The 26231-nt window shown below is 40.1% G+C and carries 25 protein-coding genes; 17 read left to right on the top strand and 8 right to left on the bottom strand.

What is annotated here, in order from left to right; all coding sequences use genetic code 11:
• Positions 1–84: 84 nt before the first annotated feature.
• Positions 85–1275, bottom strand: a complete 1191-nt coding sequence (locus OXT66_RS00195) for a multidrug effflux MFS transporter (RefSeq protein ID WP_268595069.1) — start codon at positions 1273–1275, stop codon at positions 85–87.
• A 118-nt stretch (positions 1276–1393) separates the two neighbouring features.
• On the opposite strand from OXT66_RS00195, the gene lepB reads away from it, so the two are divergent.
• Positions 1394–1981 carry a signal peptidase I gene (lepB, locus tag OXT66_RS00190; RefSeq protein ID WP_268595068.1) on the top strand — a complete coding sequence of 196 codons (588 nt, stop codon included), beginning with the start codon at positions 1394–1396 and terminating at the stop codon, positions 1979–1981.
• 40 nt (positions 1982–2021) lie between these two features.
• Here lepB and OXT66_RS00185 read toward each other — a convergent pair whose 3' ends face one another.
• Positions 2022–2663, bottom strand: a complete 642-nt coding sequence (locus OXT66_RS00185; RefSeq protein ID WP_268595067.1) for a histidine phosphatase family protein — start codon at positions 2661–2663, stop codon at positions 2022–2024.
• Positions 2664–2765: 102 nt separating this feature from the next.
• Between OXT66_RS00185 and OXT66_RS00180 the strand changes: the two genes are divergently transcribed.
• Genes OXT66_RS00180 through OXT66_RS00170 form a run of 3 tightly spaced genes read left to right on the top strand, consistent with a single transcriptional unit; the run spans position 2766 to position 5535 of the window.
• On the top strand, positions 2766–3527 hold the full coding sequence (locus tag OXT66_RS00180) for an exodeoxyribonuclease III (RefSeq protein WP_268595066.1): 762 nt from the start codon (positions 2766–2768) through the stop codon (positions 3525–3527).
• Positions 3528–3577: 50 nt separating this feature from the next.
• Positions 3578–4150, top strand: coding sequence for a DUF536 domain-containing protein (locus OXT66_RS00175; protein ID WP_268595065.1), 573 nt, complete (start codon positions 3578–3580; stop codon positions 4148–4150).
• Between the two features lie 59 nt (positions 4151–4209).
• Entirely contained in the window at positions 4210–5535 is a 1326-nt protein-coding gene (locus OXT66_RS00170) for a C1 family peptidase (protein ID WP_268595064.1), read from the top strand.
• A 34-nt stretch (positions 5536–5569) separates the two neighbouring features.
• On the opposite strand, the gene OXT66_RS00165 is transcribed toward OXT66_RS00170, so the two are convergent.
• Positions 5570–6118, bottom strand: a complete 549-nt coding sequence (locus OXT66_RS00165) for a hypothetical protein (RefSeq protein WP_268595063.1) — start codon at positions 6116–6118, stop codon at positions 5570–5572.
• A 185-nt stretch (positions 6119–6303) separates the two neighbouring features.
• Between OXT66_RS00165 and OXT66_RS00160 the strand changes: the two genes are divergently transcribed.
• Positions 6304–7005, top strand: a complete 702-nt coding sequence (locus tag OXT66_RS00160; protein ID WP_268595062.1) for a response regulator transcription factor — start codon at positions 6304–6306, stop codon at positions 7003–7005.
• On the top strand, positions 6983–8263 hold the full coding sequence (locus OXT66_RS00155; RefSeq protein WP_268595061.1) for a sensor histidine kinase: 1281 nt from the start codon (positions 6983–6985) through the stop codon (positions 8261–8263). Before OXT66_RS00160 ends, OXT66_RS00155 begins: the two co-directional genes overlap by 23 nt.
• A 601-nt stretch (positions 8264–8864) precedes the next feature.
• Here the strand turns inward: OXT66_RS00155 and OXT66_RS00150 are convergent.
• Positions 8865–10031: a hypothetical protein gene (locus OXT66_RS00150; RefSeq protein WP_268595060.1), complete on the bottom strand. Its 1167-nt coding sequence runs from the start codon at positions 10029–10031 to the stop codon at positions 8865–8867.
• Positions 10032–10099: 68 nt separating this feature from the next.
• The gene (locus tag OXT66_RS00145; protein WP_268595059.1) at positions 10100–10249 is read right to left on the bottom strand and encodes a hypothetical protein; all 150 of its coding nucleotides are present in this window, start codon (positions 10247–10249) and stop codon (positions 10100–10102) included.
• Between the two features lie 85 nt (positions 10250–10334).
• On the opposite strand from OXT66_RS00145, the gene cls reads away from it, so the two are divergent.
• Together cls and OXT66_RS00135 are read left to right on the top strand one after the other, a co-directional pair.
• Entirely contained in the window at positions 10335–11795 is a 1461-nt protein-coding gene (cls, locus tag OXT66_RS00140) for a cardiolipin synthase (RefSeq protein WP_268595058.1), read from the top strand.
• 396 nt (positions 11796–12191) lie between these two features.
• The gene (locus OXT66_RS00135) at positions 12192–12782 is read left to right on the top strand and encodes a sugar O-acetyltransferase (protein ID WP_268595057.1); all 591 of its coding nucleotides are present in this window, start codon (positions 12192–12194) and stop codon (positions 12780–12782) included.
• 32 nt (positions 12783–12814) lie between these two features.
• Here the strand turns inward: OXT66_RS00135 and OXT66_RS00130 are convergent, their stop codons facing one another.
• Positions 12815–13975 (bottom strand): hypothetical protein, encoded by a 1161-nt coding sequence (locus tag OXT66_RS00130; RefSeq protein WP_327058984.1) that lies wholly within the window; start codon positions 13973–13975, stop codon positions 12815–12817.
• A 2-nt stretch (positions 13976–13977) separates the two neighbouring features.
• Here OXT66_RS00130 and OXT66_RS00125 point away from each other — a divergent pair, with 2 nt between their 5' ends.
• Together OXT66_RS00125 and OXT66_RS00120 are read left to right on the top strand one after the other, a co-directional pair.
• Complete coding sequence (locus tag OXT66_RS00125) at positions 13978–14106, top strand: hypothetical protein (RefSeq protein ID WP_268595056.1); 129 nt, start codon at positions 13978–13980, stop codon at positions 14104–14106.
• Between the two features lie 42 nt (positions 14107–14148).
• Complete coding sequence (locus OXT66_RS00120; protein WP_268595055.1) at positions 14149–14355, top strand: hypothetical protein; 207 nt, start codon at positions 14149–14151, stop codon at positions 14353–14355.
• Positions 14356–14388: 33 nt separating this feature from the next.
• On the opposite strand, the gene OXT66_RS00115 is transcribed toward OXT66_RS00120, so the two are convergent.
• Positions 14389–15279: an ArsR/SmtB family transcription factor gene (locus OXT66_RS00115; RefSeq protein ID WP_268595054.1), complete on the bottom strand. Its 891-nt coding sequence runs from the start codon at positions 15277–15279 to the stop codon at positions 14389–14391.
• Positions 15280–15489: 210 nt separating this feature from the next.
• Between OXT66_RS00115 and OXT66_RS00110 the strand changes: the two genes are divergently transcribed.
• From OXT66_RS00110 to OXT66_RS00100, 3 genes are all read left to right on the top strand, one after another.
• On the top strand, positions 15490–16467 hold the full coding sequence (locus OXT66_RS00110; RefSeq protein WP_268595053.1) for a glycoside hydrolase family 43 protein: 978 nt from the start codon (positions 15490–15492) through the stop codon (positions 16465–16467).
• A gap of 17 nt (positions 16468–16484) precedes the next feature.
• On the top strand, positions 16485–17801 hold the full coding sequence (locus OXT66_RS00105; protein ID WP_268595052.1) for an oligosaccharide MFS transporter: 1317 nt from the start codon (positions 16485–16487) through the stop codon (positions 17799–17801).
• Between the two features lie 108 nt (positions 17802–17909).
• Positions 17910–19406, top strand: coding sequence for an alpha-N-arabinofuranosidase (locus tag OXT66_RS00100; protein WP_327058983.1), 1497 nt, complete (start codon positions 17910–17912; stop codon positions 19404–19406).
• Between the two features lie 42 nt (positions 19407–19448).
• On the opposite strand, the gene OXT66_RS00095 is transcribed toward OXT66_RS00100, so the two are convergent.
• Positions 19449–20498: an aldose epimerase family protein gene (locus OXT66_RS00095; protein WP_268595051.1), complete on the bottom strand. Its 1050-nt coding sequence runs from the start codon at positions 20496–20498 to the stop codon at positions 19449–19451.
• A 405-nt stretch (positions 20499–20903) separates the two neighbouring features.
• On the opposite strand from OXT66_RS00095, the gene OXT66_RS00090 reads away from it, so the two are divergent.
• From OXT66_RS00090 to OXT66_RS00075, 4 genes are all read left to right on the top strand, one after another.
• A complete protein-coding gene (locus OXT66_RS00090; protein WP_268595050.1) occupies positions 20904–22520 on the top strand; it encodes a xylulokinase in 1617 nt (538 codons plus the stop codon).
• A gap of 7 nt (positions 22521–22527) precedes the next feature.
• Positions 22528–23256, top strand: coding sequence for an L-ribulose-5-phosphate 4-epimerase (locus OXT66_RS00085; protein WP_268595049.1), 729 nt, complete (start codon positions 22528–22530; stop codon positions 23254–23256).
• A gap of 21 nt (positions 23257–23277) precedes the next feature.
• Entirely contained in the window at positions 23278–24702 is a 1425-nt protein-coding gene (gene araA / locus OXT66_RS00080) for an L-arabinose isomerase (protein WP_268595048.1), read from the top strand.
• Between the two features lie 424 nt (positions 24703–25126).
• Positions 25127–26224 (top strand): GntR family transcriptional regulator, encoded by a 1098-nt coding sequence (locus OXT66_RS00075; protein ID WP_268595046.1) that lies wholly within the window; start codon positions 25127–25129, stop codon positions 26222–26224.
• Positions 26225–26231 lie beyond the last annotated feature (7 nt).

The raw sequence follows: 26231 nt of genomic DNA, 5'->3' as shown, positions 1-26231 counted from the left end.
AACTCTAATCTATTCCACTCTATTCTTACTAATTATCCCCCTTACAAAAAAACCACCGCAAATGCGGTGGCTTTTTTATGGGAACTAGCGCTTGTAGTTAACCCGTTTGAGTAAACTTAATCCGGCAGCACAACAGAAGACTAGGGCAGCTGCCATTGGGGTATAGGTATGAGTTCCCATTAAGCCCACAATGGGAGACATTAAACTGCTGACAGCGTTTTGGAAAACTCCCATTAAAGCAGAGGTTCCGCCAGCATTACTACTGTTACTGTTCATGATGATCGAAGTGATCGTAGTAAGGAGCATTCCAATAAAGATAACAATAAAGAACACTAAGGAAATCACTAGGAACAAATTATGCCACATGAACGAACTGGCCAAGAGGATTAAACTTAAAACTCCGGCGCCGGTAAACGCAAACCAGGTTTGCGATAGAATCGAATATTTTTGGGATAAACGACCAGGAAGTGCTGATCCTAAAGCAATTCCTATTCCATTTAAAGCATAAAGCAAACTAAAGCTTTGCACTGATACGTGAAACTCGGTTTGAAAAACAAATGAAGACGCGGAAATATAACTGAAAAGGGCGCCGTAGATTAAGCCGGCTAAAATAATTAACCGTAAAAAGCTGCGATCAGTTAAGAGCTTAAAGGTGTCGGTAATCGTAGAAGTGGCACTGCCAGTGATCCGATCAGCTTCGGGTAACGTTTCGGGTAGGCCCACAAAAATGGCGATGACAACTGCTAAGCCGATGATGGCTAGTAAAACGAAGATACCTTTCCAGCCGGTATATTTAACCAAAAAGCCCCCAATGACCGGAGAAATAACTGGAAAAATACCGTTCACTGCAGAAAGCATCGCATAGAATTTGGTTAGAAGGGCGCCAGAAAACATGTCTCTGGCAATAGCTCTAGATAACACTTGGCCACTAGCGCCGGCCAGTCCTTGAATGAAGCGTAAACCAATTAGCATGTAGGCAGAAGTGCTAAATGAGATTAAAAGTGAAGTAATTCCAAAAATAGCAAAACCAATTAAAAGGGGATTTTTACGACCGTATTTATCGCTTAGTGGACCGGCAATAATTTGCCCTAAGGCTAATCCTAGTAAACAAGAGCTTAAGCTCATCTGAATTAAACTAGCAGGAACGTTTAAAAAGGTGCTCATTTCGGGTAATGCTGGTAAGTATAAGTCAATAGATAACGGACCAGTAGCACTGATGGTTCCCAGTAAAATAGTTAACCAAATACGTTTAGCAGTAGAGGGGTTAGTGTTCATAATTGCCTTCTTTCTATTAGATAGTTCGGAGTTTTAAGCCATAGGTCAACTTATGGTATAATCGATTGTGATTAAGTGCTGCCATGAATACGACAGCAAATAAAAGGAGTATTAGTTGATGAAAACAGTTAAAGAAATACTCAGCTGGGTTGTCCCAATTGCGATTGGGTTAATCATTGCTCTATTATTACGGGCATTTGTTGTGACCGTAGCTCGAGTAGATGGGCCTTCAATGGAACCTAACTTGGTAAATAATGAACGGATGATCGTTTGGCGACAAGCGCCAATTAAGCACTTAAGTGTAATTGTTTTTGATGCCTATGGAGAAGATCCTAGTGCTAAAACTAAGGGAACAGATTACGTTAAGCGGGTAATTGGCCTCCCAGGCGATACCGTTTCTAGTAAGGATGGTAACTTGTACGTTAATGGTAAGCTAGTAAAACAAAACTTTATTAGCAAGTCAGAACGCACTTCCGGTACTGGTAATTGGGATTTGAAGTCCCTCTCATCTCAATGGAGTGAGTATAACGGAGTTACCAAGGTTCCTAAGGGACAGTACTTCGTAATGGGTGACCACCGTAGTGTTTCTAATGACGGTCGTTATTGGGGCTTTGTCTCTAAGAAGAACATTATCGGGGTGGTAAAGGTTCCATTTTGGGAAACTGATAAAACTCAACGCGATAACGTTAATAAGTTAGCATATTAATTAGCTAAAAAGCTGGTACAAATTGTACCGGCTTTTTTTATTATCCATTATATTCAATAATTTGTGCGTTGCTAGGGTCAGTAACGTCAAGTTTGGTGATACTACCATTATTAGGTTGGGGCATAACTGGTTGGCCGGGTGTTAATAAAGTCGCTAAGGTTCTAATATAGGTACCATGGCTCACTACGATAGCCGCTTGTCCATCCTCTAAACTGTTGCTCAAATGAATTAGTGCCTGGTTTATTCGTTGAGCTAATTGATCACCCGTTTCTGCTTCGTGAAAGGGGTCTGCGGCATTCATGAAGTCACGAATTTTAAGAATGCCATACTGTTCAACTAGATCTGGTTGGTGTCGGAATCCCTTAGGACCACCAATCATGTTCCAGGTTAACTTAGAGTCTAATCCTTCAAAGGAGCCAAAGTATGCCTCTCTTAAATCAAGAAGGCGTTCTGGAACTGGCATTGGTTGATTTTGTTGAGCCAAAATAATATCTAAGGTATCCATTGCTCGACCTAAATCTGAGCTAGCTGCGTAAGTAAAAGTGACTCCAGCTAATTTATTACCGGTGGTGGCGGCCTGTTGTTTGCCTAACTCGGTTAAGGGGGAGTCAACCCAGCCCTGCATTTTATTGAAGTGATTCAACAGGGTTTGTCCGTGACGAACTAAATAAACTGTTTTCATAATTACGGCCTCACTTAAATTAAACTGCTTCAATTTTAGCATATCTGGCCAGGCACACCAACCAGGCTATGATAAACTAAGGGTAATTGAGGAGGGAAGTTAATGACAAAGTTAATCTCTTGGAACGTTAATGGTATTAGAGCTGCAGTTAACACGCATGACTTCATAGCTACCTTTAACCAGTTGGATGCTGATGTTTTTTGTATTCAAGAAACTAAGGTTCAAGAAGGGCAAATTGAATTGGAATTACCTGGCTATCATCAGTACTGGAATTTTGCGGAACGTAAGGGTTATTCTGGAACTGCTATTTTTACCAAGGAAGAACCGTTATCCGTTTCTACTGATATTGGTAATGAAGAATTAGACCATGAAGGGCGGGTAATTACTGCTGAATACGCAAATTATTATGTGGTGTGCTGCTATACGCCTAATGCGCAACCGAAGTTAAAGCGTTTGGCGTTTCGCCAACAATGGGATGCTGTCTTTTTAGACTATCTCCAAAAATTGAATGCTGTTAAACCAGTAGTAGTTTGCGGAGATTTAAATGTGGCTCATGAACCTATTGACTTGAAAAATCCCACCAGTAATCACCATAACCCCGGCTTTTCAGATGAAGAACGAGCTGATTTTAGCAACTGGTTGGCTGCAGGATATGTAGACTCATTTAGAATGCTGCATCCGAATGAAGCAGGGATTTATTCTTGGTGGAGCTATCGCTTCCATGCCCGTGAGAATAATTCGGGGTGGCGGATAGATTATTTTGTCGTTAGCGAAATTTTGGCGGATCAAATTGCGGCGGCTGAAATCTTAACTGACATCTACGGTTCCGATCATTGTCCAGTAGAACTTGATTTTGCAAACTGACTTCGCGAACTAGTTTGCGATGTGCTATAATGTTTAGCGAGGTGAACAGTATGTCAGAATCTATTAAAGATATTGCCGATGAAATCGGGGTATCGAAAACTGCCATTCGCAAACGAATGACGGACGAGTTCCGAAAAACGCGAACTGAAAAACAAGGTAATAAAATTTTAATTACCGATGAAGGGGTTGCGGAACTAAAGGAACAATTTAAGGCCAGCGGAATCACTGAACAAGATACTGCTGAAGATGACGATCAAGTTGATTTGGCACGTCAAGAGCTAGGTGTCTTGAGCGAGCAATTGACCAGTCAGTCTGATCAATTAAAGGAAAAGGATCGTCAAATTGCTGAATTACATAAGTTGTTAGATCAATCTCAACAGTTACAGTTAGATGTTCAACAACGAATGAAGCAATTAGAAACCAGCAAGGCAGAGGTTAAAGCAATTGAAACAGCTGAACAACCACAGGCTGACAATGAAGCAAAACCAGGTAAAGTGAAGTTAGAAGGCCAAGCTGATGAGGCGGAAACTGAAAAAATTAATCCGTTACCTCCTCGCAGTGAAGATGCAACTAGCACCACTACCAAAAGAAGATGGTGGCCATTTGGTCGCCAAAAGAAATAAAAAGTCGGCTGAAGGCCGACTTTTTTAACATCAAAATAGATTAGAAGGGAAATGATAGTATGGCACAGTTTGGTCAACCATTAGAACCAGCAGAATTAACCCAATTAAGCAATTCGTTGCATAAAGATCCCAATGCAGAAGTGTTAACTAGAACTATTACCCACAATGGTATCGACGCAGCGGCGTTTGATCCACAAGTGGCAGTGAGATTAGATCCGGTCTTTTCCTTAGAACTAGAAACGGGCAAAGTCACTAATCAAAAACGGAGTGGACGGTGTTGGCTATTTTCAGCTGCTAATATGTTGCGGCACCAATTTGCTAAGCAATACAAAGTGAAAAATTTTGAACTCTCTGAAAAATATCTATTTTTCTGGGACAAAATTGAACGGGCTAATATTTTTTATGACCGGGTGATTGCCACAGCTAGTCGGCCGTTATCTGATCGAGAAGTGAGTTTTTACTTTGAAATGCCAGATGACGACGGTGGGCAGTGGGATATGGCCGCAGCATTAGTTGAAAAATACGGAGTGGTGCCGGTTAGTGTCTATCCAGAAACAGCCAATTCTGAGGATACAGGTGCGTTAGCTGCCAATTTGAACCGGAAGTTAAGACAAGATGGCCTGCAATTACGGCAACTGATTGCAGAAGAAAAAAGTGATGCTGAAATTATTGCGGCCAAGGAAAACATGCTTGCTGCGATTTATAAAATTACCGCCTACGCCTTAGGCGAACCGCCAATGCAGTTTGACCTAACGTATCGCGATGATGATAAACAGTATCACCGAGTAACTGGTTTAACCCCGCAACAATTTTATCAAGATTATATTGATATGGACTTAAGTGAGTATGTGACGGTGACTAATTCACCGGATAAACCGTTGAATCAGTTATATCGATTACCTAGTGAAGAAAACGTGGTGGGCGGTCGCCAAATTCAATTTTTAAACGTGGAAATGGACGTATTGGAACAGGTAGCGTTAGCTCAGTTGCAAGATGGCCAAGCAGTTTGGTTTGGTAACGATGTAATGCAACAAATGGATCGAAAACGGGGATATTTAGACAGTAATTTGTACCGCTATTCCGAACTGTTTGGCGTAGAGTTACAGATGACTAAGGCTCAACGCCTAGAAACCCACGAAGCAGCAGTGTCTCACGCCATGACCCTTACCGGTGCCGAAGTGGTGGCAGATAAGGTAACTAAGTGGAAAGTTGAGAATTCTTGGGGCGCTAAAAACGGTGAAAACGGCTACTTTACGATGAGTGCTGATTGGATGAACGACTTTGTATACGAAGTGGTCGTGAATAAAAAGCATCTAACAGACACGCAACGAGAATTATTAACTAAAGCGCCGGTGGAATTACCTGCTTGGGATTCACTTGCGTAATAAAAAAACATGCCGATTGGCATGTTTTTTTATGTTATTGAACTGCTACTAAAACTTGATTGGTTTTATCGTAATCTAAATCACGAACTACCTTGTAGCCAGCTACTTTTAAGCCGGTAGTTTTATTGGTGCCACTGATTGGATTGCCTACGCTAATAGTTTGATCCATATCAAGTCCACTTAGTTGCCCCTTCATACTGATTACGGGTTTGGTCTTGGATGTGTTTTTGAAGGTGTAAGTTAAAGTTCCTTGCTTGTCTAATGCATTGGCCTTCTTAGCGGCATCAAAACTCTTATAAATTTTATCAACACTATAGATAGTTACCTTGTTGCCTTTGAAGTAATAAGCATCAAAGCCAGATTTACTTTTGGCGTTTAGACTGCCAGCCATGTACCATAATTTGTTACCTTTAGTTAAGTTCGTTTTGGCGTCGGTGTTATTTGGGTTGGTGTTTTGCATACTTGCTTTACTACTGTCATTACTACCATTAGATTGGGACTTAGAATTACCGCAGCCGACCAAGATAAGAGCCAGTGCGAATGCAGCACTTACTGCAGTTAAAATTCGAATTGCTTTTTTCATATATATCACCTCTCCGGCTAAAATATCATAAATATTAGGGGAATACTAGCCTTTTAACTTTGAATTAATAATTCTTTGATAAACTGAAACCGGAGATTAACATAAACGAAACTTAAAAAAGAAAAGGGTCTCATTTGACTTTTGGGAAGCAAAACTATTTACTATAGATATTACGAGGTAAAGATATGAATAAACCAACAATTTTAATTGTCGAAGATAATAAAGAACTGGCCAGTGGGCTTGCGGATTTTTTAACGGATACCGTTACCGTTAGAAACGCTTATGATGGTTATACCGGTGAAGAAATGGCACTGGATCCTGATGTGGATTTGATTGTCTTAGATATCATGTTACCGGGACAAGACGGGCTGGAATTACTGAAAAATATTCGCCAATTTGGTAATGATACGCCGGTTTTAATTTTGACGGCCAAAGATACCATTGTGGACAAATTAAAGGGATTTCAAGCGGGCAGTGATGACTATTTAACTAAGCCGTTTCATCGAGAAGAGCTGTTGATGCGGGTGAAATCATTACTGAAACGCGCCGGAAAATTAAATAAAGAAACTACGGTTTCCGGTGGTCCGATTACTTTGGATTTGGCCAAGCATACGACAAATGTTGCTGGTCAACCGGTGGACTTGAAAGGTAAGGAATTTGATTTACTTCAATACCTATTAGAAAATCCGGAAATGATTATCACTAAGGAACAGATTTTTGATCGCTTGTGGGGCTTTGATTCGGAAACGTCGCTCAGTGTCGTAGAAGTCTATATGAGTAATCTCCGAAAAAAGTTAAAACCATTTGCAGCTGACGGAATGATTAAGACAATTCGTAACGTGGGCTACATTGTGGAGGTGAACGATGAAGGAACAAAAACAGATTAACCAAAAGCAGCAACGTCGGTTTTTTGTGGTTGAATTTTTAGCACTAGCGTTTTTATTTGGATTATTGGGGATTTTGGTGAGTCACTTTTTTGAAGCATCGGTCTACTCTAATATTGACCAAAATATCGTCCACCAACAAAAAATGGTTTTGCTACGACCAACTGAAAGTACCCAAAATAACGGCCAGCTCAATCCGGGGGATGGGGGACCAACTCGGTTTCAAGCAGATACTGTAATTTACAGTGATTCTGGCAAAATTTTGAACACCGCAACGTTGGGTAATCGCTATGCGGTATTAAAAAAGCTTAAGTTCAATCCAAAAGCGACGGGACAACTGATGACCCAAACCGTTAATGGCAATTCCTTTCGGACGGTGTTGATGAAAGTTAAAAATCAAACCACCAAACAGGTGAACTATGTTTTAATTGCCGAAAATATTGATACTCAAACCAGCATTATTAAGGAATTTGATAAGTTGTTGATTATCATTTTGGTAATCTTTTGGTTGGCGGCGATCTTAATTAGTTACGCCCTGTCGAGTTACTTTATGGGGCCAATTTTGCGATCATGGAACAAACAACAGGAATTTGTCTCTAACGCGGCTCACGAGCTGCGGACGCCGTTAACGATCATTCAAAACAAGTTGGAATATTTGTTTACTAAACCCAAGTCACAGGTGATTGATGAGACCGAACCAATTAACCAGGCCCTTAATGAAACCAAGCGGTTAAGTCGCCTGACGTCAGAATTGTTGACGGTGGCGCGTTCTGATTCTAATCGAATGCAGGTAGATCCAGTAGCGATTAAGCTATCTGATTTTATGCAAGAAACGGTTGAGCCGTACGTTGAGGTGGCTGCTAGTCAAAACAAGCAGTTAAGCTTTGGCAATACAGTAGATGGGTTTGTTAAAATTGATGTGGACTTACTGAAACAGGTATTAGTCATTTTATTAGATAACGCCTTGAAATACACCAAAGCCGGTGATCAAATTAATGTTTTTAGTGAGCCCGTCGGTAAAAACTCATGGAAATTAACTGTTTCTAATACGGGTGAATCGATTTCTGATGCTGATAAACAACGAATTTTTGAACGTTTTTACCGGGTCGATAAATCTCGCAATCAAGATACCGGGGGTAACGGTTTAGGTTTGTCCATCGCTAGTTGGATTATTGGCCAACACCACGGTAAAATTACCGTAACTGATGTGGCGCCAACGGGCGTGGCGTTTATCTGCACGTTACCAAGAAATTTTAAGTAAATAAAAAGTAGGATAGGGATGCCTAAGGCACCCCTATTCTACTTTTTGGTTGGCAATGTGGTGGTTACTGTTCCTTACAATACCCCGTAAAACGGCTTCAACCAACTTATTTCCTCCGCTTAAATAAATAGCAGTCAATAGCGATCTTTCAGGCCGAACTATTGACTGCTATTTTCTTAGTGCTCAGAAATAAACCGTGTTGGTCTCAGCACTCTACTAAAACGGCTTCACCTCACTGCTTTTTCCGTCCAACAAAAAATGCCAAATAGCGATTCAAAAAACAAATCGAACTATTCAGCATTTTTCTATTGGTACTCGAAAGCACCCGTGAGGTTCAGCACTTTATCCTAAATCGGCCTCTCAAAGCAAACAGTTCCACCTAGCTCAATTAATTCAATAGCGATTCAAACTGCGAATCGAACTATTCCTGCTCTTTAGAATTAATCCTCAATGATTAACGGTTCTGTCAGCACTTTAGTCAAAAAACGGCTTCAGGACTCAACTAACTCACCTAACTACAAAATAACGGGCAGCGGCTTAATGCCAAACTACCCGTTATTTTTAGGTTAGAAACTCGTTAGTTACCGAGTCCCTCAGCACTTTATTTAACTTCCGTCGTTGGGAAACGCAGGACAGCGGCGTAATCTGCTTGTACTGGCATTTCTTCTTCAGGCAAGACATAAACGTCACCGTTGAAACCAGTAGTGGTAATTGCCAAATCGTTTAGCAAGTTGCTTGGATGCCCTTCGGTATCTTTACTGTCAAATTGAACGTGGTTAACGTCCTTTTCAGCCACGTAAGCACCATCTTTAACGAAGAGGGTAGCAACTGAGCCCGCCATTGCGGCTTCCGCAATTTTGTTAATATCGGTAAGGGTCTTCTTAGCGCCAGTAGCGTTATCGAAACGATCTGCCAATTCTAAGATTGTTAGATGGTTGTATTGGGCGTTAACGTTTCGCACCATGTCTAGTAATTCTTTGTGAGAAGTTTTGAGACTAGGAATCTTTTCAAAGCGCACATCAGAAAGCATCTTGTTCTTAGTGATTTTTCTGAATTCTCCTTGGACAGCTGGTTCAGCTGCTAAAACAACTGGTAAATGATCCTTGTTGGTAAAGTTCTTGATTACGTATTCATCTACTGCTTGGAAGTAACGAAGTTGATCGCTTCTATCAGATTCTTCTTTAGGATCGTAGCCCCGCTTGAAAGTAGCACCATGGCCACGGCCGTGACCAGCAGATTTTAATTGTTGATCATCAGCAGGGATGTAATCTCCTAAGGCGTCTGTTAGGGTGGAAGGAGTATCAGCGGTAACTTCTGGCTCTTCAATTACCCGGTTTTGGATTTGGAAGAGATGAAATGAATTCTTCCGCAAAACAACCAAATTGTATGCTAGTGGGAATTGGAAGTCTTTGAGTAATGGTAAGACTTGCATAGTGTCGCCCACTGCAAATGCTGGCTTAGCTGGGTAGTTAAGTCGGAACATGTTGATTTGATCCGCAGTAACGTAGATGGCTAGGCCTTGAGAAACATCGTTGCCTAGAGTTTCGGTTTGGAGTAATTGGTTTAATTTAGCTTCATAGTCAGGCCAGAATTTGCTTAAGTATTTTGATAGGTATGCTTTTTTGGCTTGGGCAATCAAACTATTGAGTTGAGTTTTGTCTTCTACGGAATTGTCCGCTTTAGGATTTAAAGGAAGCACAATCGTTACGATCGGTCCTTTGTGAGCTGAAACCGTTAGTAAGTTTTTAATATCTGCATTAATAGCCATAATTGATCCCTCCAAATTAACTTTTGTGATTAAGTTCATCTTATCACGGATGATTTTAAAATGGTGTTTTAACGATTGAGGGTGCGATAAATCAAGTACAAAATAAAGGCAACAATGACGGCAGCGCCAATCATTGGCTGGTTTTTAAAAAGTTCGTGGAGAATATGGACGGAATGAATTCCGTGAACTCCCGCAAATAAGACAATTTTAGGTAACATTTTTTTCCAGCTTCTTTCTAGTATCAAGGTGTAATTTGAGTTATATTAATACTATTATTGATCAAGATATAGAAAGGAGTCGATTATGTCAATTGACTGGCAAGCGGTTTTTAATGTAATTGTAGTGGTCAATGCTGTCTTAGCTATCATAACTGTTTTTAAAGAAAAACGGGATATTGCGGCCATTTGGGCTTGGCTCTTAGTGTTAATTTTTCTACCAATCGTGGGGTTTGTTGCTTATGCTTTTGTAGGCCGGCAACTCCCCCAAAACCGATTATTTAGATTACATAACCACGTGCAAATGCAAATTAATGATCGCTTAACTGAACAACGAAAACAAGCGGGCAACCAGGATCAGACTCCTGCTGATTTGGTGGCGGAAAAAAATCAAACCGTGGTCCAGATGTTTAAAGAAACCGATGCGGCGTTTTTGGCTCGGAAAAATAAAGTCAAGGTGTTTACTAAGGGAACTGATTTGTTTCACCGCTTGATTGAAGATATTGAAGCGGCTAAAAAAAGTATTCATATTGAATTTTACACGTTTTACAACGATCAAATTGGTAATGAAATTTTAAATTTATTGGTTAAAAAAGCGCAAGAAGGCTTAGAAGTACGGGTGATTTATGATTCTTGGGGCTCCTTAGGGACAACCCGGAAGTTCTTTGAACCTTTGCGCAAAGCTGGCGGCTATGCCTATCCATTCTTGAATACCCACTCTGCTATCTTGGATTTTCGGTTAAACTTTCGGGATCACAGAAAAATTGTGGTGATCGACGGGATGATTGGCTATATCGGTGGTTACAATATCGGCGATCAGTATTTAGGCCGGAAGAAAAAGTTCGGTAACTGGCGCGATACCCATCTACGAATTATTGGTTCTGGAGTCTTTGGATTGCAATCACGATTTATTTTAGATTGGAATGCTACTAGTCCGCATGACCAAATCAATGAGGCTCAAGTAGATCCGAAGTATTTTCCAGTTACTACCACCAAAGGCTTGGTGGACATGCAGATTGTTTCCAGCGGCCCCAACTCTGAGATGCAGCAAATCAAGATGGGGTATATTAAAATGATCTTAAAAGCTAAACAGTACTGCTGGATTCAAACCCCATATTTGATCCCAGATGATAGTGTCTTGGATGCGTTGCGAATTGCGGCTAAATCCGGAGTAGATGTGCGAATTATGTTGCCGTGTATGCCGGATCACGCCTTCGTTTATCGGGCGACGCAGTATTACGCGCATCAATTAGCCGATGAAGGGGTAAAAATCTACTACTATCAAAATGGCTTCTTACACGCCAAAACGATGGTGATCGATGGCGAAATTGCTTCGGTAGGGTCAGCTAACTTGGATTATCGTAGTTTTAAATTGAATTTTGAAATTAATGCTTTCTTGTATGATGAGAAGTTGGCGGCGGAATTGACGGATATTTATCAAAATGATATTAGTTTTAGTGAATTACAAACGCCAGAAATGTTTGAACAGCAGTCTACTTGGCTGAAGTTCAAGCAAACGTTTAGTCGGTTACTATCGCCGATCTTGTAGTTCAAGCAAGATAATTGATCTTATGGTGAGAGGCGCTCTATAATTAATTTGAAAGATGATAGTTGCTATTTGGTTGGTTACACCAAAGCGGTGGTACTATGTCAGCGAACTAGACAGCTAAATAGTGGGACGCCATTGATGGTTTGTTAGGTAAATGAGCAGAGAAAACGTAATGCTCATTTTCGCTTTTCTAGTAGGGAAACCAGGTGTCTTCGGTAATTCATCTTTCATAATTGGTTCTTTAATAAGGTCCACCCCGACCGACATGCCAATTAGGTGGGAGTAAAAGCTCCTGCTTTTTTTGTGTCTTAAATATCATTTATAAAAAAAGTTGCCCGGATAAATATTATCATTTACAATCGTATTTATCCGGACAAATATTAAGGGGTAAATTATATGCCAATTGAAGACACTAGAAGTGAACGAGAAAAAATGATTGCTGAAGAACCTTACAACGTACAAGATCCAGAGTTGGTGGCCGATCGTATTCGGGCTCAACAACTATTTAAGGAACTCAACACGACAACGTTAACTGACTTAGACCGTAATGCCCGAATCGCTAAGGACTTGTTTGGGTCCACTGGAGAAAAGATTGAAGTGCGCCCCGACTTTAGCTGTGATTACGGTTATAACATCCACGTAGGTGAAAATTTTTTTGCTAACTGGAACTGTATTTTGCTAGATACCTGTCCCATTAATATTGGCAAAAATGCCTTGTTAGCTCCCCGCGTGCAAATGTATTCTGCTAGTCATCCGTTTGATATTGAACGTCGAACTCATTGGATTGGGACTGGCGCAAGTATTAACATTGGGGATAACTGTTGGATTGGTGGCGGTGCGATCATCACCCCGGGAGTTACGTTAGGTGATAACGTGATTGTAGGAGCTGGTTCGGTGGTCACTAAATCCTTTGGGGATAATCTGGTGATTGCAGGTAATCCGGCAAAAGTGATTAGGGAATTGGATCCAAATGAAATTAGACAATAAAAAACACAGCTAGGGCTGTGTTTTTTATTTGCTTATAGTTGGTATTTAATCTCTCTTTGATTTGTTTCTATAACCTTATGATTAGTTAAATCAATAAGCCGTTGTGGATAAGGAGCGTTACTTTCCACAATTACCGTGTTATTTTCCTGTTTAATAATGCGACCATTGATTGCTTTGAAGCGACCGTTATCTTGATATACATAAACTTCTTGGCCAAAACCATTTAGGTAAGCAACTAATTCTTCTCCCATGTCCCAGTCGTCTTCTCCGGTGTAACCATCTGGGAAAAGACGAGTGAAGATGCCACCATCCGAAGCAAAAATAGATTGACCAAAGCGATTTCTCGATAGATCTGGTCGGTTTAAATTAGGACCGGCAATGCTATAAGTAGAAGCTGCTTCACCGGGGGTTAATTTTCGATCAGTGGCTGTGGCGTTAGAGTCATACATATAAAGGACCGCAACGGTTCCTCGATATGCAGCTTCTACTAATTCTGGGTCGAACAATTCGCGACCAGTAATTAAGGCTGAAGCAGCAGTGACGCCTTCCCAAAGTGAATGGATCATATAAGACAAAGCTTCCCACCAGCGATCGGGGCTTTGAGAACGAAAATCATTGCTAAAACCAATGTTAGCCTTTAATAGTTCACCATAAATGGCTGCTTCTTTAGGGTGACCAGCTAAAGCTAATGCCCCTGCGGCAGGACCAAATCCGGCATTATCAAAGAAATGTTCAGTCATTGCTCCGGCTAGAGTTGGAGCATCGGTAGCCATTCTATTTGTGGCAGCTTTCCAGGAGGCAGAAATTTCTTTGTATTCTTGATCTAGATGATTGGCTTTTAAGGCTGTTAGTAAATCATTGAAGTATAAGAAGTACTGGCCCATCATTTGGGCCTCAGCTTTTCCGCGTTCATTATCATGAAGATCTGGGTTAACCCGAACATCAAAGATTTGGGCCGCCCATTTAAGGTATGTTTGAGGAGTATTTAACTTAAGGTCAGATGCATCGCATTGGGAAAGCAAGAAGAAAAGGTGAGCGATATATTCTAGATCCATTACCCGATAAAAGTCTCCGTAAACCTTGGCTGGTTTCTTTAAGTCGCCATCTACAAACCATTTGGGAATAACGTATTTGACTGCACTAGTTTCTACTTGCTGAATACATTGTTTACGATTAGCAACTTGGGAATCCATTCATGCAGGTATCTAATTATTGTAAGGGCCAGGCATTAGTACCTCATGTCGAAGTGCCTACCTATAAATCACGGGAATTTGCAGCCGTTCCTTATTTGGATTCGATTGCTACTTATGATGAAACTAGTTAAACAGTTACTATTTTTGCTGAAAATAAAAACCAAACAGAAGCGATGGACTTTGAAATTAAATTAGCTGATCTGGATTTGGTTGGAGTACTTGAAGCTACTCAGTTTAGTGGCTACGAGCCTAAAGCTGATAATAAGGACGGTAAGATGAAATTACGTGATCTCACAGATGTTAAATTAATCGACGATCAACTTATCGCCACATTGGAACCATTATCTTGGAACATGATTAGAATTTCAGTTGCCAATTAAAAAAACCACCTTTCGAAAGAAAGGTGGTTTTTATTAACTATAAAACAATTTCATTTCAATATCTTGATCATAATTACCGAAATGAGAACCAAAAATGGTACAACCACCTTGATTAACGGCTTCTTCTTTGATGGCGAACCTTACTGAAATGATATCGGAACCGTTATCGATATCGGTTAAAGAAACTTCAGAAAATGGTTGGCCATCTAGATAACTACCATGGTCGGTAATCCTAAAGGTTTTTAGAATTCCGTATTGATTAACATTATCCGGGACCCATTTAGGGGTGAATTTTCCCCTAGTATCTGAAAAATCTCCCGGGCTGGTCCAAGTACCAACTTCAATGTTATTAACAAAAATAGTAATGTCACTAGGCCAAACGTTATTAGAAAATGGAAATTCTGATCCTAATTCTGCTGAGATATCTAGCATTTCTAAGTTATCAGATTTTTTCAAATAGTTTGGGAAATGATATTCTACAAAGCCTTTAGTCCACCAAATCATGTGGGCGTTAATTCTATTCGGATCCATGAAGTAGGCGGGGATATCAACTTTACCGATAAAATCTTTCATTCCGGCTAGTCCACAAGAAGGTTCCACCGAGTAAGTAGTATAGTGACCTACTGGTACTTTGATAGTATAGGATTCAAAGCTAGGATAAATTCGATTAGGAAAGTGAACGTTAATGTTGTCTACTTTTAGGGAGGAAACTTTTTGATGTCCTTGGCGCTTAAAGGTGATTAGTTGTGCTTCCGCTAACTTGTTGAGGTGCATTAAAACAATTGAGTTGCTTAAGTCTAATTCACTAGCCAGATCTTGAACGCTCATGTGCTTTTCGGATAGTAATTGAATAATTTGCAGGCGAATAGGACTGGCCAATGCTTTATAAACTGGTAGTGAGGTGTTAGAAATATCTAAATCCATTATTTATTCTCCGACTTCAATTAAAATTAATAAAAACATGAATTTTAAAAATGTAAACGGTTCATAAAACGAAGTTATTATAACATAAATATGAAACCAAACGAAAAAAATTATATTATTTCATAAAAAGGTATTGCAAACGCTTTCGACTTTGGTTAAGATTATCTCGTAAAAAGTTATACGGACAAATAAAAAGGAAGGCGATTTATAATGACAAATATTGAAAACCAATATACAGATCCGCTAATCGTTCAACGTGCAGATCCATATATTTATAAGCATACTGATGGGTATTATTACTTTACCGCTTCCGTTCCAGCCTATAATTTAATTGAAATTAGACGTGCTAGAACTCTTGAAGGGCTTGCGCACGCAGCTCCAAGAACTATCTGGCGAAAACACGAAACTGGACCAATGAGTCAATTGATCTGGGCTCCAGAACTTCACTACATTGATGGTAAGTGGTTCATTTACTTTGCTGCCGCAGAGACTACCGCTTTTGATGAAAACGGAATGTTCCAACACAGAATGTTCTGTATTGAATGCGATAAAGATAATCCGATGGAAAGTGAAGACGATTGGTTTGAACATGGCCAAGTTAAAACCCCAATGGATTCATTCTCATTAGATGCAACCTGTTTTGAAGCTCACGACAAACTTTACTATGTTTGGGCTCAAAAAGATCCTGAAATTGCTGGTAACTCTAATTTATACATTGCCGAAATGGAAAATCCATGGACCCTTAAGTCCGATCCAGTAATGTTATCTAAGCCAGAATATGATTGGGAAACTCACATTTTCTCAGTAAATGAAGGTCCTGCGGTAATTCACCGAAATGGTCGTTTCTTTTTAACCTTTTCTGCAAGCGCTACCGACGAAAACTATTGTATGGGAATGTTAAGTGTTCCTGATGATGTTGATTTGCTAGATGCTACTAACTGGACTAAATTTGACAAACCAATTTTCCAAAGTGACTTAGCAACTCATCAATATGGTCCTGGTCATAATTCATTTACCGTTGCAGAAGATGACCAAACTGATATTTTGGTTTACCACTGTCGTAATTACACGGACATTAAAGGTGATCCTTTGTATGATCCTAACCGACACACTAAAGTTCAAGCGTTTACTTGGAATGAAGATGGTACTCCTAACTTTGGTAAGCCAGTTCCTTATAACTATAAATAACGAGGAGAGTGGAGATTTTGGATACTAATGACGTAAGTACTAATGAAAAAGCTGCCAAAGCGGAACTTGATCATCAAGAACCTAATGGCAAAAAAGAAAGAAAAAACTTCTGGGGCTTCCCATTTACTGATTTTACCTATTTCTTTATTTGGGCAGTTGTTAACGGTTATTTAACTTTATGGATGGAACAAGTTGGTCACTTAAATGGTGCTGAATCAGGGGCCGTGTTCTCCATGATGGCCGGAATTTCTTTAATTTATCAACCAATTTTTGGTGTTATTTCTGATAAGCTATTATTCAAAAAGAACCTGATTTTGATTATCGCTGCTGCTGGTCTTTTAATCGGACCTTACTTCCAATGGTTATTCTTACCATTAATGCAGGTTAATTCATTCTTAGTTGCCATTGTTACTGGTGCGTTTCTAAGTTTTGTATTGAACGGTGGGGTTTCCGTTATTGAACAATACGTTCAACGGGCTAGTTTAGCTAACCACTTTGAATATGCTCATGCTCGGGTTGGTGGTTCAGTTGCCGGGGTAGTTGCTTCACTTGTTGCCGGTCGCTTGTTCCTTTGGAGCCCTAACTCAATTTTTTGGGCATGTACTGTTGCTGCTGCTTGCTTAGTATTACTCTTGGTTTTCAGTGATAAAATCGATATGGATAACGCTGCTGCCGCTGGTGATACTTCTGATTCTTTGGATTGGAAAACTGTTTTATCTGTTTTCAAAATTAAGAACCTTTGGGTTTTAGCAATTTTTTACATGGGTGCTTCTGCCTTGTTTGATGTTTTTGACCAACAATTTATCATCTTCTTTAGAACTTTCTTCCATACTGCTGCACAAAGCACTTTGGTATATAGTTACATGACTTCTGGTCAAACGGCTATTGAATTCTTATTAATGTTCCCAATGCCATGGATCATTAACCGAATTGGTTCTCGAAATGGTTTAATTGCTTATGGTTTCATCACTGCACTTCGTATTTTGGGATCAGCACTTTCTCCAAACTGGATCTGGGTTGTTGGGTTCCGTTTGTTGGCCGGTTTAGAAATGCCACTGCTATTGACTTCAATCATGAAGTACATTGCCGGTGCATTTGATATTCGTTTGTACGCAACGATTTATGCTTTGGCATCAAACTTTGCTAAACAGATTTCTGTATTTATCTTCTCTAGTGTTGCTGGTAATTTATACGATACTATTGGTTACCAACACACTTACATTTGGATGGGAATCTTTGTTGTTGTAATTACTATTTTTGCAGCAATATTCTTGAAGAAAGAAGATCCTATCCAAGCTGGCGAAAGGGATAAGGATGGGAATCCACTCGCTTAACCGTTCCACCTCATAAATAAAATAAAGTCAGAAAATCTCTGGTTTATCAAATTTAGGATCAATTAAAAATTTGGTAAATCGGAGTTTTTTAGAAGGAGGACATAAATCATGAAAGCAAATGTTTATTTAAATAAACGGGATCAGATAGGCAAAATCGATCCTAGATTGTGGGGATCGTTTACAGAACAGTTGGGGAGATCTATTTACGAAGGAATTTATCAACCAGATCATCCATTAGCTGATGAAGATGGATTTAGAACTGATGTGATTGAAGCCGTTAAATCTTTGAATGTTCCTTTGGTTCGTTATCCTGGTGGTAACTTTGTTTCTGGTTATAACTGGGAAGATGGAATTGGCCCTCGTGATCAACGACCGACCCGATTGGATTTAGCTTGGCGTAGCATTGAAAGTAACCAATTTGGACTACATGAATTTATGAAATGGTGTCAAAAGGTAGGGGCAGAACCAGATATGGCTGTTAATTTAGGCTCAAGAGGAATTGATGCCGCTCGCAACTTGGTAGAATACGCTAACTTTCCTAAAGGCACTTTTTGGAGTGATCTCAGACGTCAAAACGGGGCTGAAGAACCATTTAATATTAAAGTTTGGTCATTAGGAAACGAAATGGATGGTGACTGGCAGATTGGGCATAAGACAGCCGAAGAATATGGTCGCTTAGCTCATGAAACTGCTAAGGCAATGAAACTAGTTGATCCGTCCATTGAATTGATTGCTAGTGGTAGTTCCTTACGAACCATGACTACTTTTGGTGAATGGGAAGAAACGTTACTAGACCACGTTTATGATGATGTTGAATACTTATCGTTGCATCAGTACTATGGTAATGAAGACAATGATTTACCTAAATTTTTATCTTCTTCAGTGGACTTTGATGGCTTTATTAACGACGTAGTGGCGATTTGCGATGCAGTAAAAGCTAGAAAGCATAGCTCTAAAACCATTAACCTTTCAATGGATGAGTGGAATGTTTGGTATCATTCACATGCTGCAGACGATGCTCAAAAACCTTGGCAACATGCTCCTCATTTATTAGAGGATCATTATAATTTTGAGGATGCTTTGGTAGTTGGTGGGCTGGCTATTACTTTGATGAAGCATTCTGATCGGGTTAAGATAGGTTGTTTAGCCCAGTTAGTTAACGTCATTGCACCGATTATGACAAATGCCGAGGGAACCCCAAGTATTTGGTATCAATCAATTTTTTATCCATATCAACAAGTAGCAAAATACGGCCAAGGAATTTCTCTTAATTCTCAAGTATTAGTAGATTCATATTCTAGTGGTAGTAACGAGGTTCCCTATTTAGACACGGTGTCTGTTTATAATCCGGAACAAAATGAAATTGTTATTTTTGCTGAAAATAAGTCGCAAGATAATATGCAATTAGCCGTTAATTTAAATGGATTTGAATTGGGAACAATTAAAGAGGCAACTCAATTTGCTGGATATGATATTAAGCAAACTAATGAAGACCAAGTGATGCAATTAGAAACATTAAATGATGTAAAAGTAGTTACTGATAAAGTGCAAGCAGAGTTACAACCCTTGTCTTGGAATATGATTAGGGTGAAAGTAAATAACTAATAAAAAACGCATTCCAGAAGGAATGTGTTTTTTATTAGTTATCTAAAAGGAAATATGATAATCAATTTCTTCAGTTTTAGTTTGACCATCTTTTAGAATTACATCACCAAATTGAGGTAGGCGAGTTGAATCTGGGAGGGTCTGAGCTTCAAGAGCTACACCTTCATAAGGTTTACCAACCCCGTTTGTCTTGATGAAATTCATGTTTTCTTCGGTAAATGAATTGGCAGTAAATACTACTAATCCGTTTCTACTTGACCGGATGCTGACCGAACGCTTAGTTGCTGGGTCGCTAAGCACTGCGATTTCATTGTTATCAGCGGGATTAACCTTGAAAATATCGTCAAATCCTTTTTCAGTCGTGTTGCTCATTTGTTTAATAGCATCGCCTAATTTGGTGTTTTCTTTAAAATCAAATGGCGTATTTTTATTGTCTAATAGGTTTCCAGTAGGGACTTTGATTTCGTCAAACTCTAGATGACTATCGGAATTGATCATTAGATTGTGGTTTAAGATGTCTGATTCGTTACCTAAGTTGAAGTAGGTGTGGTAGGTAGGATTAAACACCGTATCATGACCGTTTGCGGTAGCCGTAAATGATAATTTAACCGTATTATCTTCGGTTAGTTGATAAGTAATGGTGGTATCTAAATCACCAGGAAAGGCGTCGTCGACTTCTTTTTGAACGTGATGGAACTTGATGACGGGAACGTTATTTTCTGTGGTGATTTCACCGTCCCAAACTTGAGAATTAAAACCATGGGGGCCGCCGTGCAAATTAGTAGGTCCTTCATTAGGTTGTAACTCAAAAGTTTCTGAACCTAACTTTAATTGGCTGTCTTTAATTCGGCCGGCTGTGCGCCCAATAGCCATAGAAACATAAAAAGGATTAGCTAGATAATCAGCTGCGTGAGGGTAATTTAGTACTAAGTTAGCATCTGAACCATCGCTAGTAGGGACTTTAATTTCATACAAAGTAGCTCCCAAACTAATTGCAGATACTGTTACACCGTTTTCGTTAGTTAGCGAAAATTTAGTGATGGGCTGACCGTCGTAGTGGTCAAAAAGAGTTTCGGAAGTGCTGATAGTCATAATGATCCTCCTAAATAATAGTAAACGTTTTCACTTAATCGTAAAATATTGATCCGGATAAGTCAATTAGTTAATCGAAATTATGGCTATTTATTGGTGCTGGCACCATAAATATGACAAGGGAAATTGAGCAAATGGTGAAAATGGATTCAAGAAAACCAATTATGTTAGTAAAATTACTAATTTTAAAACAAATGAAGTAAATTGATATTTTATACGTACAAATAAATAAATTGTATTGATTTGTATGGACAAATAGTTTAAAATACTTTGTATCAATAGTTTGAAACCGCTTCAAATGAGTTGGGATTGATCCGTATCTATTTAAAGGGCGGAGACTTAACGAGCCCTTAAATCAATGGAGCAATTGAACTAATAATTTACAAATTAATTGGAGGTTTCACCATGAATCTATTAGAAACTTCTCAAGCCATCCAAGCCGGCAACGTTTCTCTTGGTATTGAATTGGGATCTACCCGAATCAAGGCCGTTTTGATCACTGCCGATTACCACACGGTGGCTGCTGGGAGCTATAACTGGGAAAACAAACTAGAAAATAACGTTTGGACTTACTCACTAGAAGCTGTTTGGACTGGGATTCAAACTAGTTACAAACAACTAGCTGCAGAAGTACAAAGCAAATACCATCAACCAATTACCAACATCAAATCAATTGGAATCAGTGCCATGATGCATGGCTACTTAGCCTTTGATCAAGCTGATAATTTGTTGGTACCATTCAGAACTTGGCGAAACAACATTACTGGTCAAGCAGCTGATGAATTAACTAAACTATTTAACTTTAATATCCCACAACGTTGGACCATCGCTCATTTATACCAAGCAATCTTAAATGACGAAGCCCACGTTAATGAATTAGATTTTGTAACTACCTTAGCGGGTTACGTTCACTGGCAACTGTCAGGAGAAAAAGTATTGGGTACGGGGGATGCTTCTGGGGTCTTCCCAATTGATCCAGCTACTGGTTACTATGACCAAAAAATGCTTGATCAGTTTAGCGCTCAAGCAAACGTTAAGAAATACCCTTGGAGCATTGAAAAAGTCTTGCCAGCCGTTAAACCAGCTGGTCAAGCAGCGGGACAATTAACTGAGACGGGAGCGAAGTTATTGGACCCAACCGGAAACCTCCAAGGTGGTAGCTTGATGGCACCACCTGAAGGGGATGCTGGAACTGGAATGGTTGGTACTAATAGTGTTCGGCAACGAACTGGAAATATTTCGGTAGGAACTTCTGCCTTTTCAATGGTGGTCTTAGACCAAAGTCTAAAACAAGTGCACCGAGATATTGATATGGTAATGACGCCGGATGGCTCACCAGTTGCCATGGTCCACGTCAATAATTGTTCTTCAGATATTAACGCTTGGACTTCACTATTTGGTACTTTTGCTCAACGGTTAGGTGTTGATATTCCGGCCGACAAACTCTACGGCACGTTATTCTTGGAAGCTACGCGTGCTGATCCTAACGCCGGTGGCCTCATCAACTACAGTTACTTATCCGGGGAAAATATTACCAAGATGGATGCAGGACGTCCCTTGTTTGTTAGAACCCCTAACAGTAACTTCAATTTACCTAACTTTATGTTGACCCAGTTGTACGCTGCGTTTGCACCTTTAGAAATCGGAATGGAAATCTTAACCGAAGAAGAAGGCATCCAAACTGACGTCATGATCGCTCAAGGGGGTCTCTTCAAGACTCCGGTGATTGGTCAACAAGTTCTCGCAAATGCCTTGAATATTCCAATTACCATTATGGAAAACGCTGGTGAGGGTGGCCCTTGGGGCATGGCCGTGTTAGCTGAATTTGCTGAAAATGGTGACGGCCAAGACTTAGCTGATTACCTAGACAGCAACGTCTTTAGCCATCCAGAAACGATGACGTTAAGCCCAGAACCTGCTGGTGTGACTGGTTACCAAGAATTCTTGAAGAATTATGTAGCCGCATTACCAGTTGAAGGCGAAGCTATTAAAACGATTCCTGATCAAAACGGAGGTAAATAAGTAAACGATGTTAGAAAAACTAAAACAAGAAGTCTATGATGCCAACATGCAACTACCAGAATTGGGATTAGTTACCTTTACTTGGGGTAACGTTTCCGGAATTGACCGAGAAAAAGGGTTATTCGTAATCAAGCCTTCTGGAGTTGACTACGAAGATTTGAAACCTAGCGACATGGTAGTCGTTGATTTAAACGGGGAAGTAGTCGAAGGAGAAATGAATCCTTCTAGTGACACTCCTACACACACTTACCTTTACAATCATTTTCCAACTATTGGGGGGATTACCCATACCCACTCTCCATGGGCAGTATCCTTTGCGGCAGCTAAGATGGACATCCCAGCTGTTAGCACCACCCATGCCGATACTTTCTTCGGCGATATTCCTTGTGCCCCAGCCTTGACCGAGGCTCAAATCAAAGAAGCCTACGAATTAAACACCGGTAAGGTGATCGTAGACGAATTTGAAAAACGGGGAGTAGATCCTGATGCAGTCCCAGCCGTTTTGGTTAGTCAACACGGACCATTCTCATGGGGTCCTACACCAGCCAAGGCAGTGTACAACGCCAAGGTATTGGAAGTCGCAGCCGAAATTACTTATCACGGTTTACAAATGACCCGCGACGAAATTCACGTTCCACAATACTTGCTTGATAAGCATTACTACCGGAAACACGGTGCTAACGCCTACTACGGTCAAAATAGTGCCAAATCAAAAGATCATGCAGCTCACATCTAACAATAAAAGGAGATTTTAATCATGAAAAACACACAAGATTACAAGTTCTGGTTCGTTACTGGGAGTCAATTCTTATACGGTGAAGATCAACTTAAGCAAGTTGGTTCTGATGCAGAAGACATCGTTAACAAATTAAACGCTAGCGGCAAATTACCATACGAAATTGTTTACAAGGGCGTAATGACCACTGCTGATGGCATCACTGACTTCATGAAAGAAGCCAACTACCACGATGAAGTTGCCGGGGTAATGACTTGGATGCACACCTTCTCACCAGCTAAAAACTGGATCCGCGGAACTAAGTTATTGCAAAAACCTTTGCTTCACTTAGCAACCCAATACCTCAACAACATTCCTTATGACACAATCGATTTTGACTACATGAACTTAAACCAAAGTGCTCATGGTGACCGTGAATATGGTTACATCAACACTCGTTTGAACAAGAACAACAAAGTCGTTTACGGCTACTGGGGTGACGAAGACGTCCAAGCAGAAATCGCTTCTTGGGAAGACGTTGCCGTAGCTTACAACGAAAGTTTCAAGATCAAAGTTGCTTTGTTTGGTGACAAGATGAGAAACGTTGCCGTTACCGACGGTGACAAGGTAGAAGCCCAAATTCAAATGGGTTGGACTGTTGATTACTATGCAGTTGGTGACCTAGTTGCTGAAATGGACAAGGTTTCTGACGAAGATATCGACAAGAAGTACAAAGAATTAGGCGAAACCTACACTATGGTACAAGGTGACAACTCAGCCGAAAAATTTGAACACAACGTTAAGTACCAAATTCGCGAATACTTTGGTTTGAAACGTTTCATGGATGATCGTGGTTACACTGCCTTCTCAGATAACTTCGAAGATCTTTACGGCATGGAACAATTACCTGGCTTGGCTACTCAATTATTGATGGCTGAAGGTTATGGTTTTGCCGGTGAAGGTGACTGGAAGACCGCTGCCTTTGATCGTTTGTTGAAGGTATTGAGCCACAACAAGCAAACTGCCTTCATGGAAGATTACACTTTGGATCTTCGGAAAGGTCACGAAGCCGTATTGGGATCACATATGCTTGAAGTTGACCCAACCTTAGCATCTGACAAACCAAGAATTGAAGTTCACCCATTGGATATTGGTGGCAAAGAAGATCCAGCTCGATTGGTATTTACTGGTTCTGAAGGCGAAGGAATTGACGTAACTATCTCTGACTTCCGTGATGGTTTCAACATGATTAGCTATGCAGTTAACGCTAACAAGCCTGAAAAGGAAACTCCACATTTGCCAGTTGCTAAACAACTTTGGACTCCAAAGGTTGGTTTGAAGGCCGGCTCAACCGCTTGGATCTACGCTGGTGGTGGTCACCACACTGTCTTCTCATTGGCAATTACTGAAGAACAATTGGCTGATTTAGCTAAGATGTTTGACATGAACACAACGGTGATTGACTAGTAATAAGTGTGACGAGTACCGGTAAAAAGGGGAGAATTAATTTAAAAATTGGAAATAGTTCGATCTTTAGATCGCTATTAACAATTTTGAATTAAGCGACTCTTTTTGGTACAAGGAGCACGAGAAGTAAGTGTGAGTAAAGCGGTTAGTCAGTGAGTATAGTGAAATTTAATTTTAATAGTTCGATCGGATTGTGATCGCTATTAAATTAAATAAACTAGACGGAACTGGCTGCTTTACGAACACGTTGGTGCTAGAGTGCTAAAAAAGTCGCTTAATCATTGAATAAAAACAAGCGAGGCCAAATTTGCCTCGCTTGTTTTTTAGTAAATTTCACAAAGTAGCATTGATAGCTGGTCGGATTAGCGAAAAACTGTCATAATAATGGTAATAATTAATTTGAGTGGAGAAACTAGGGAAGTTCATGGCAACTAAATACGAAAACGTCAAACAAGACTTAAAACAAAAAATAACCTCCGGAGAATATGCAATTAACCAAAAATTGCCGACAGAATCCGTATTAATGGCTAAGTATAAGGTTAGTCGTTACACGGTTCGACGAGCTATTAGCGATTTAGAAAATGATCACTTCATCTACAAAATCCAGGGTGGGGGGATGTACGTCGATGATTGGCGACAAAAGGACACCCATTCCAAGAAGGAAAATAAGTTTATTGGGTTACTGTCAACGCACATTGCGGATTACATTTTCCCTAATATTATCAACGGGGTCGATCGAATGATTTCTGATCATGGTTATATGCTAGTGATCAGTAACACCCATAACGATCAGGAACGCGAGCGGGAATCTTTAATGGAAATGCTGGATAAAAACGTAGCGGGACTCATCATTGAACCAACTCAATCAGCATTACCAACTACTAACGCTGATTTGTACGATCGAATTCGAGAACTTGGCATTCCGACGGTATTTATTAACGCGATTTATCCGGAAATGGAAGCTGATTTTCCTTACGTTACTACTAATGACTACGGTGGAGAACGCAAGCTAACTAACTATTTGATTGAACAAGGGCATAAACGTATTCTAGGGATTTTCCAAGTGGATGATATTCAAGGGGTCCGCCGGATGGAGGGCTTTACGGCAGCCTACCGGGAACATCCAGATATTTTCTTGGACGCCCAAATTTTGATGTACCAATCATCTGATAAGTTGGTGAACGTGTTTGAGCGGATTGAAGGTTACTTAAAAGGTCCTGACCGGCCATCGGCGATTGTTTGTTACAATGATCAATTGGCCATTCAGGTAATTGACTTGGTACGGTCACTAGATTTAACTGTGCCCACTGACATTTCAGTGGCCGGGTTTGATAACTACCAAATTGGGGCGTATATCGATCCTAGTCTAACCACCATGATGCATGAAAAAGAAAAGATGGGTCATGATGCTGCTGATTTGTTATTACAACTAATTGACGGCAAAACGGACGGCAAATCGATCGAGTACGATCCGAGCTTAGTAGTCCGCGGTTCTACTGGTCCGCATAAGAATAAAGAGTAAATAAAAA

Origin of the sequence: Lentilactobacillus senioris (assembly GCF_026798195.1) — a bacterium.
Taxonomy (GTDB): Bacteria; Bacillota; Bacilli; order Lactobacillales; family Lactobacillaceae; genus Lentilactobacillus; species Lentilactobacillus senioris_A.
This window is presented reverse-complemented; position numbering and strand designations above follow the sequence as displayed.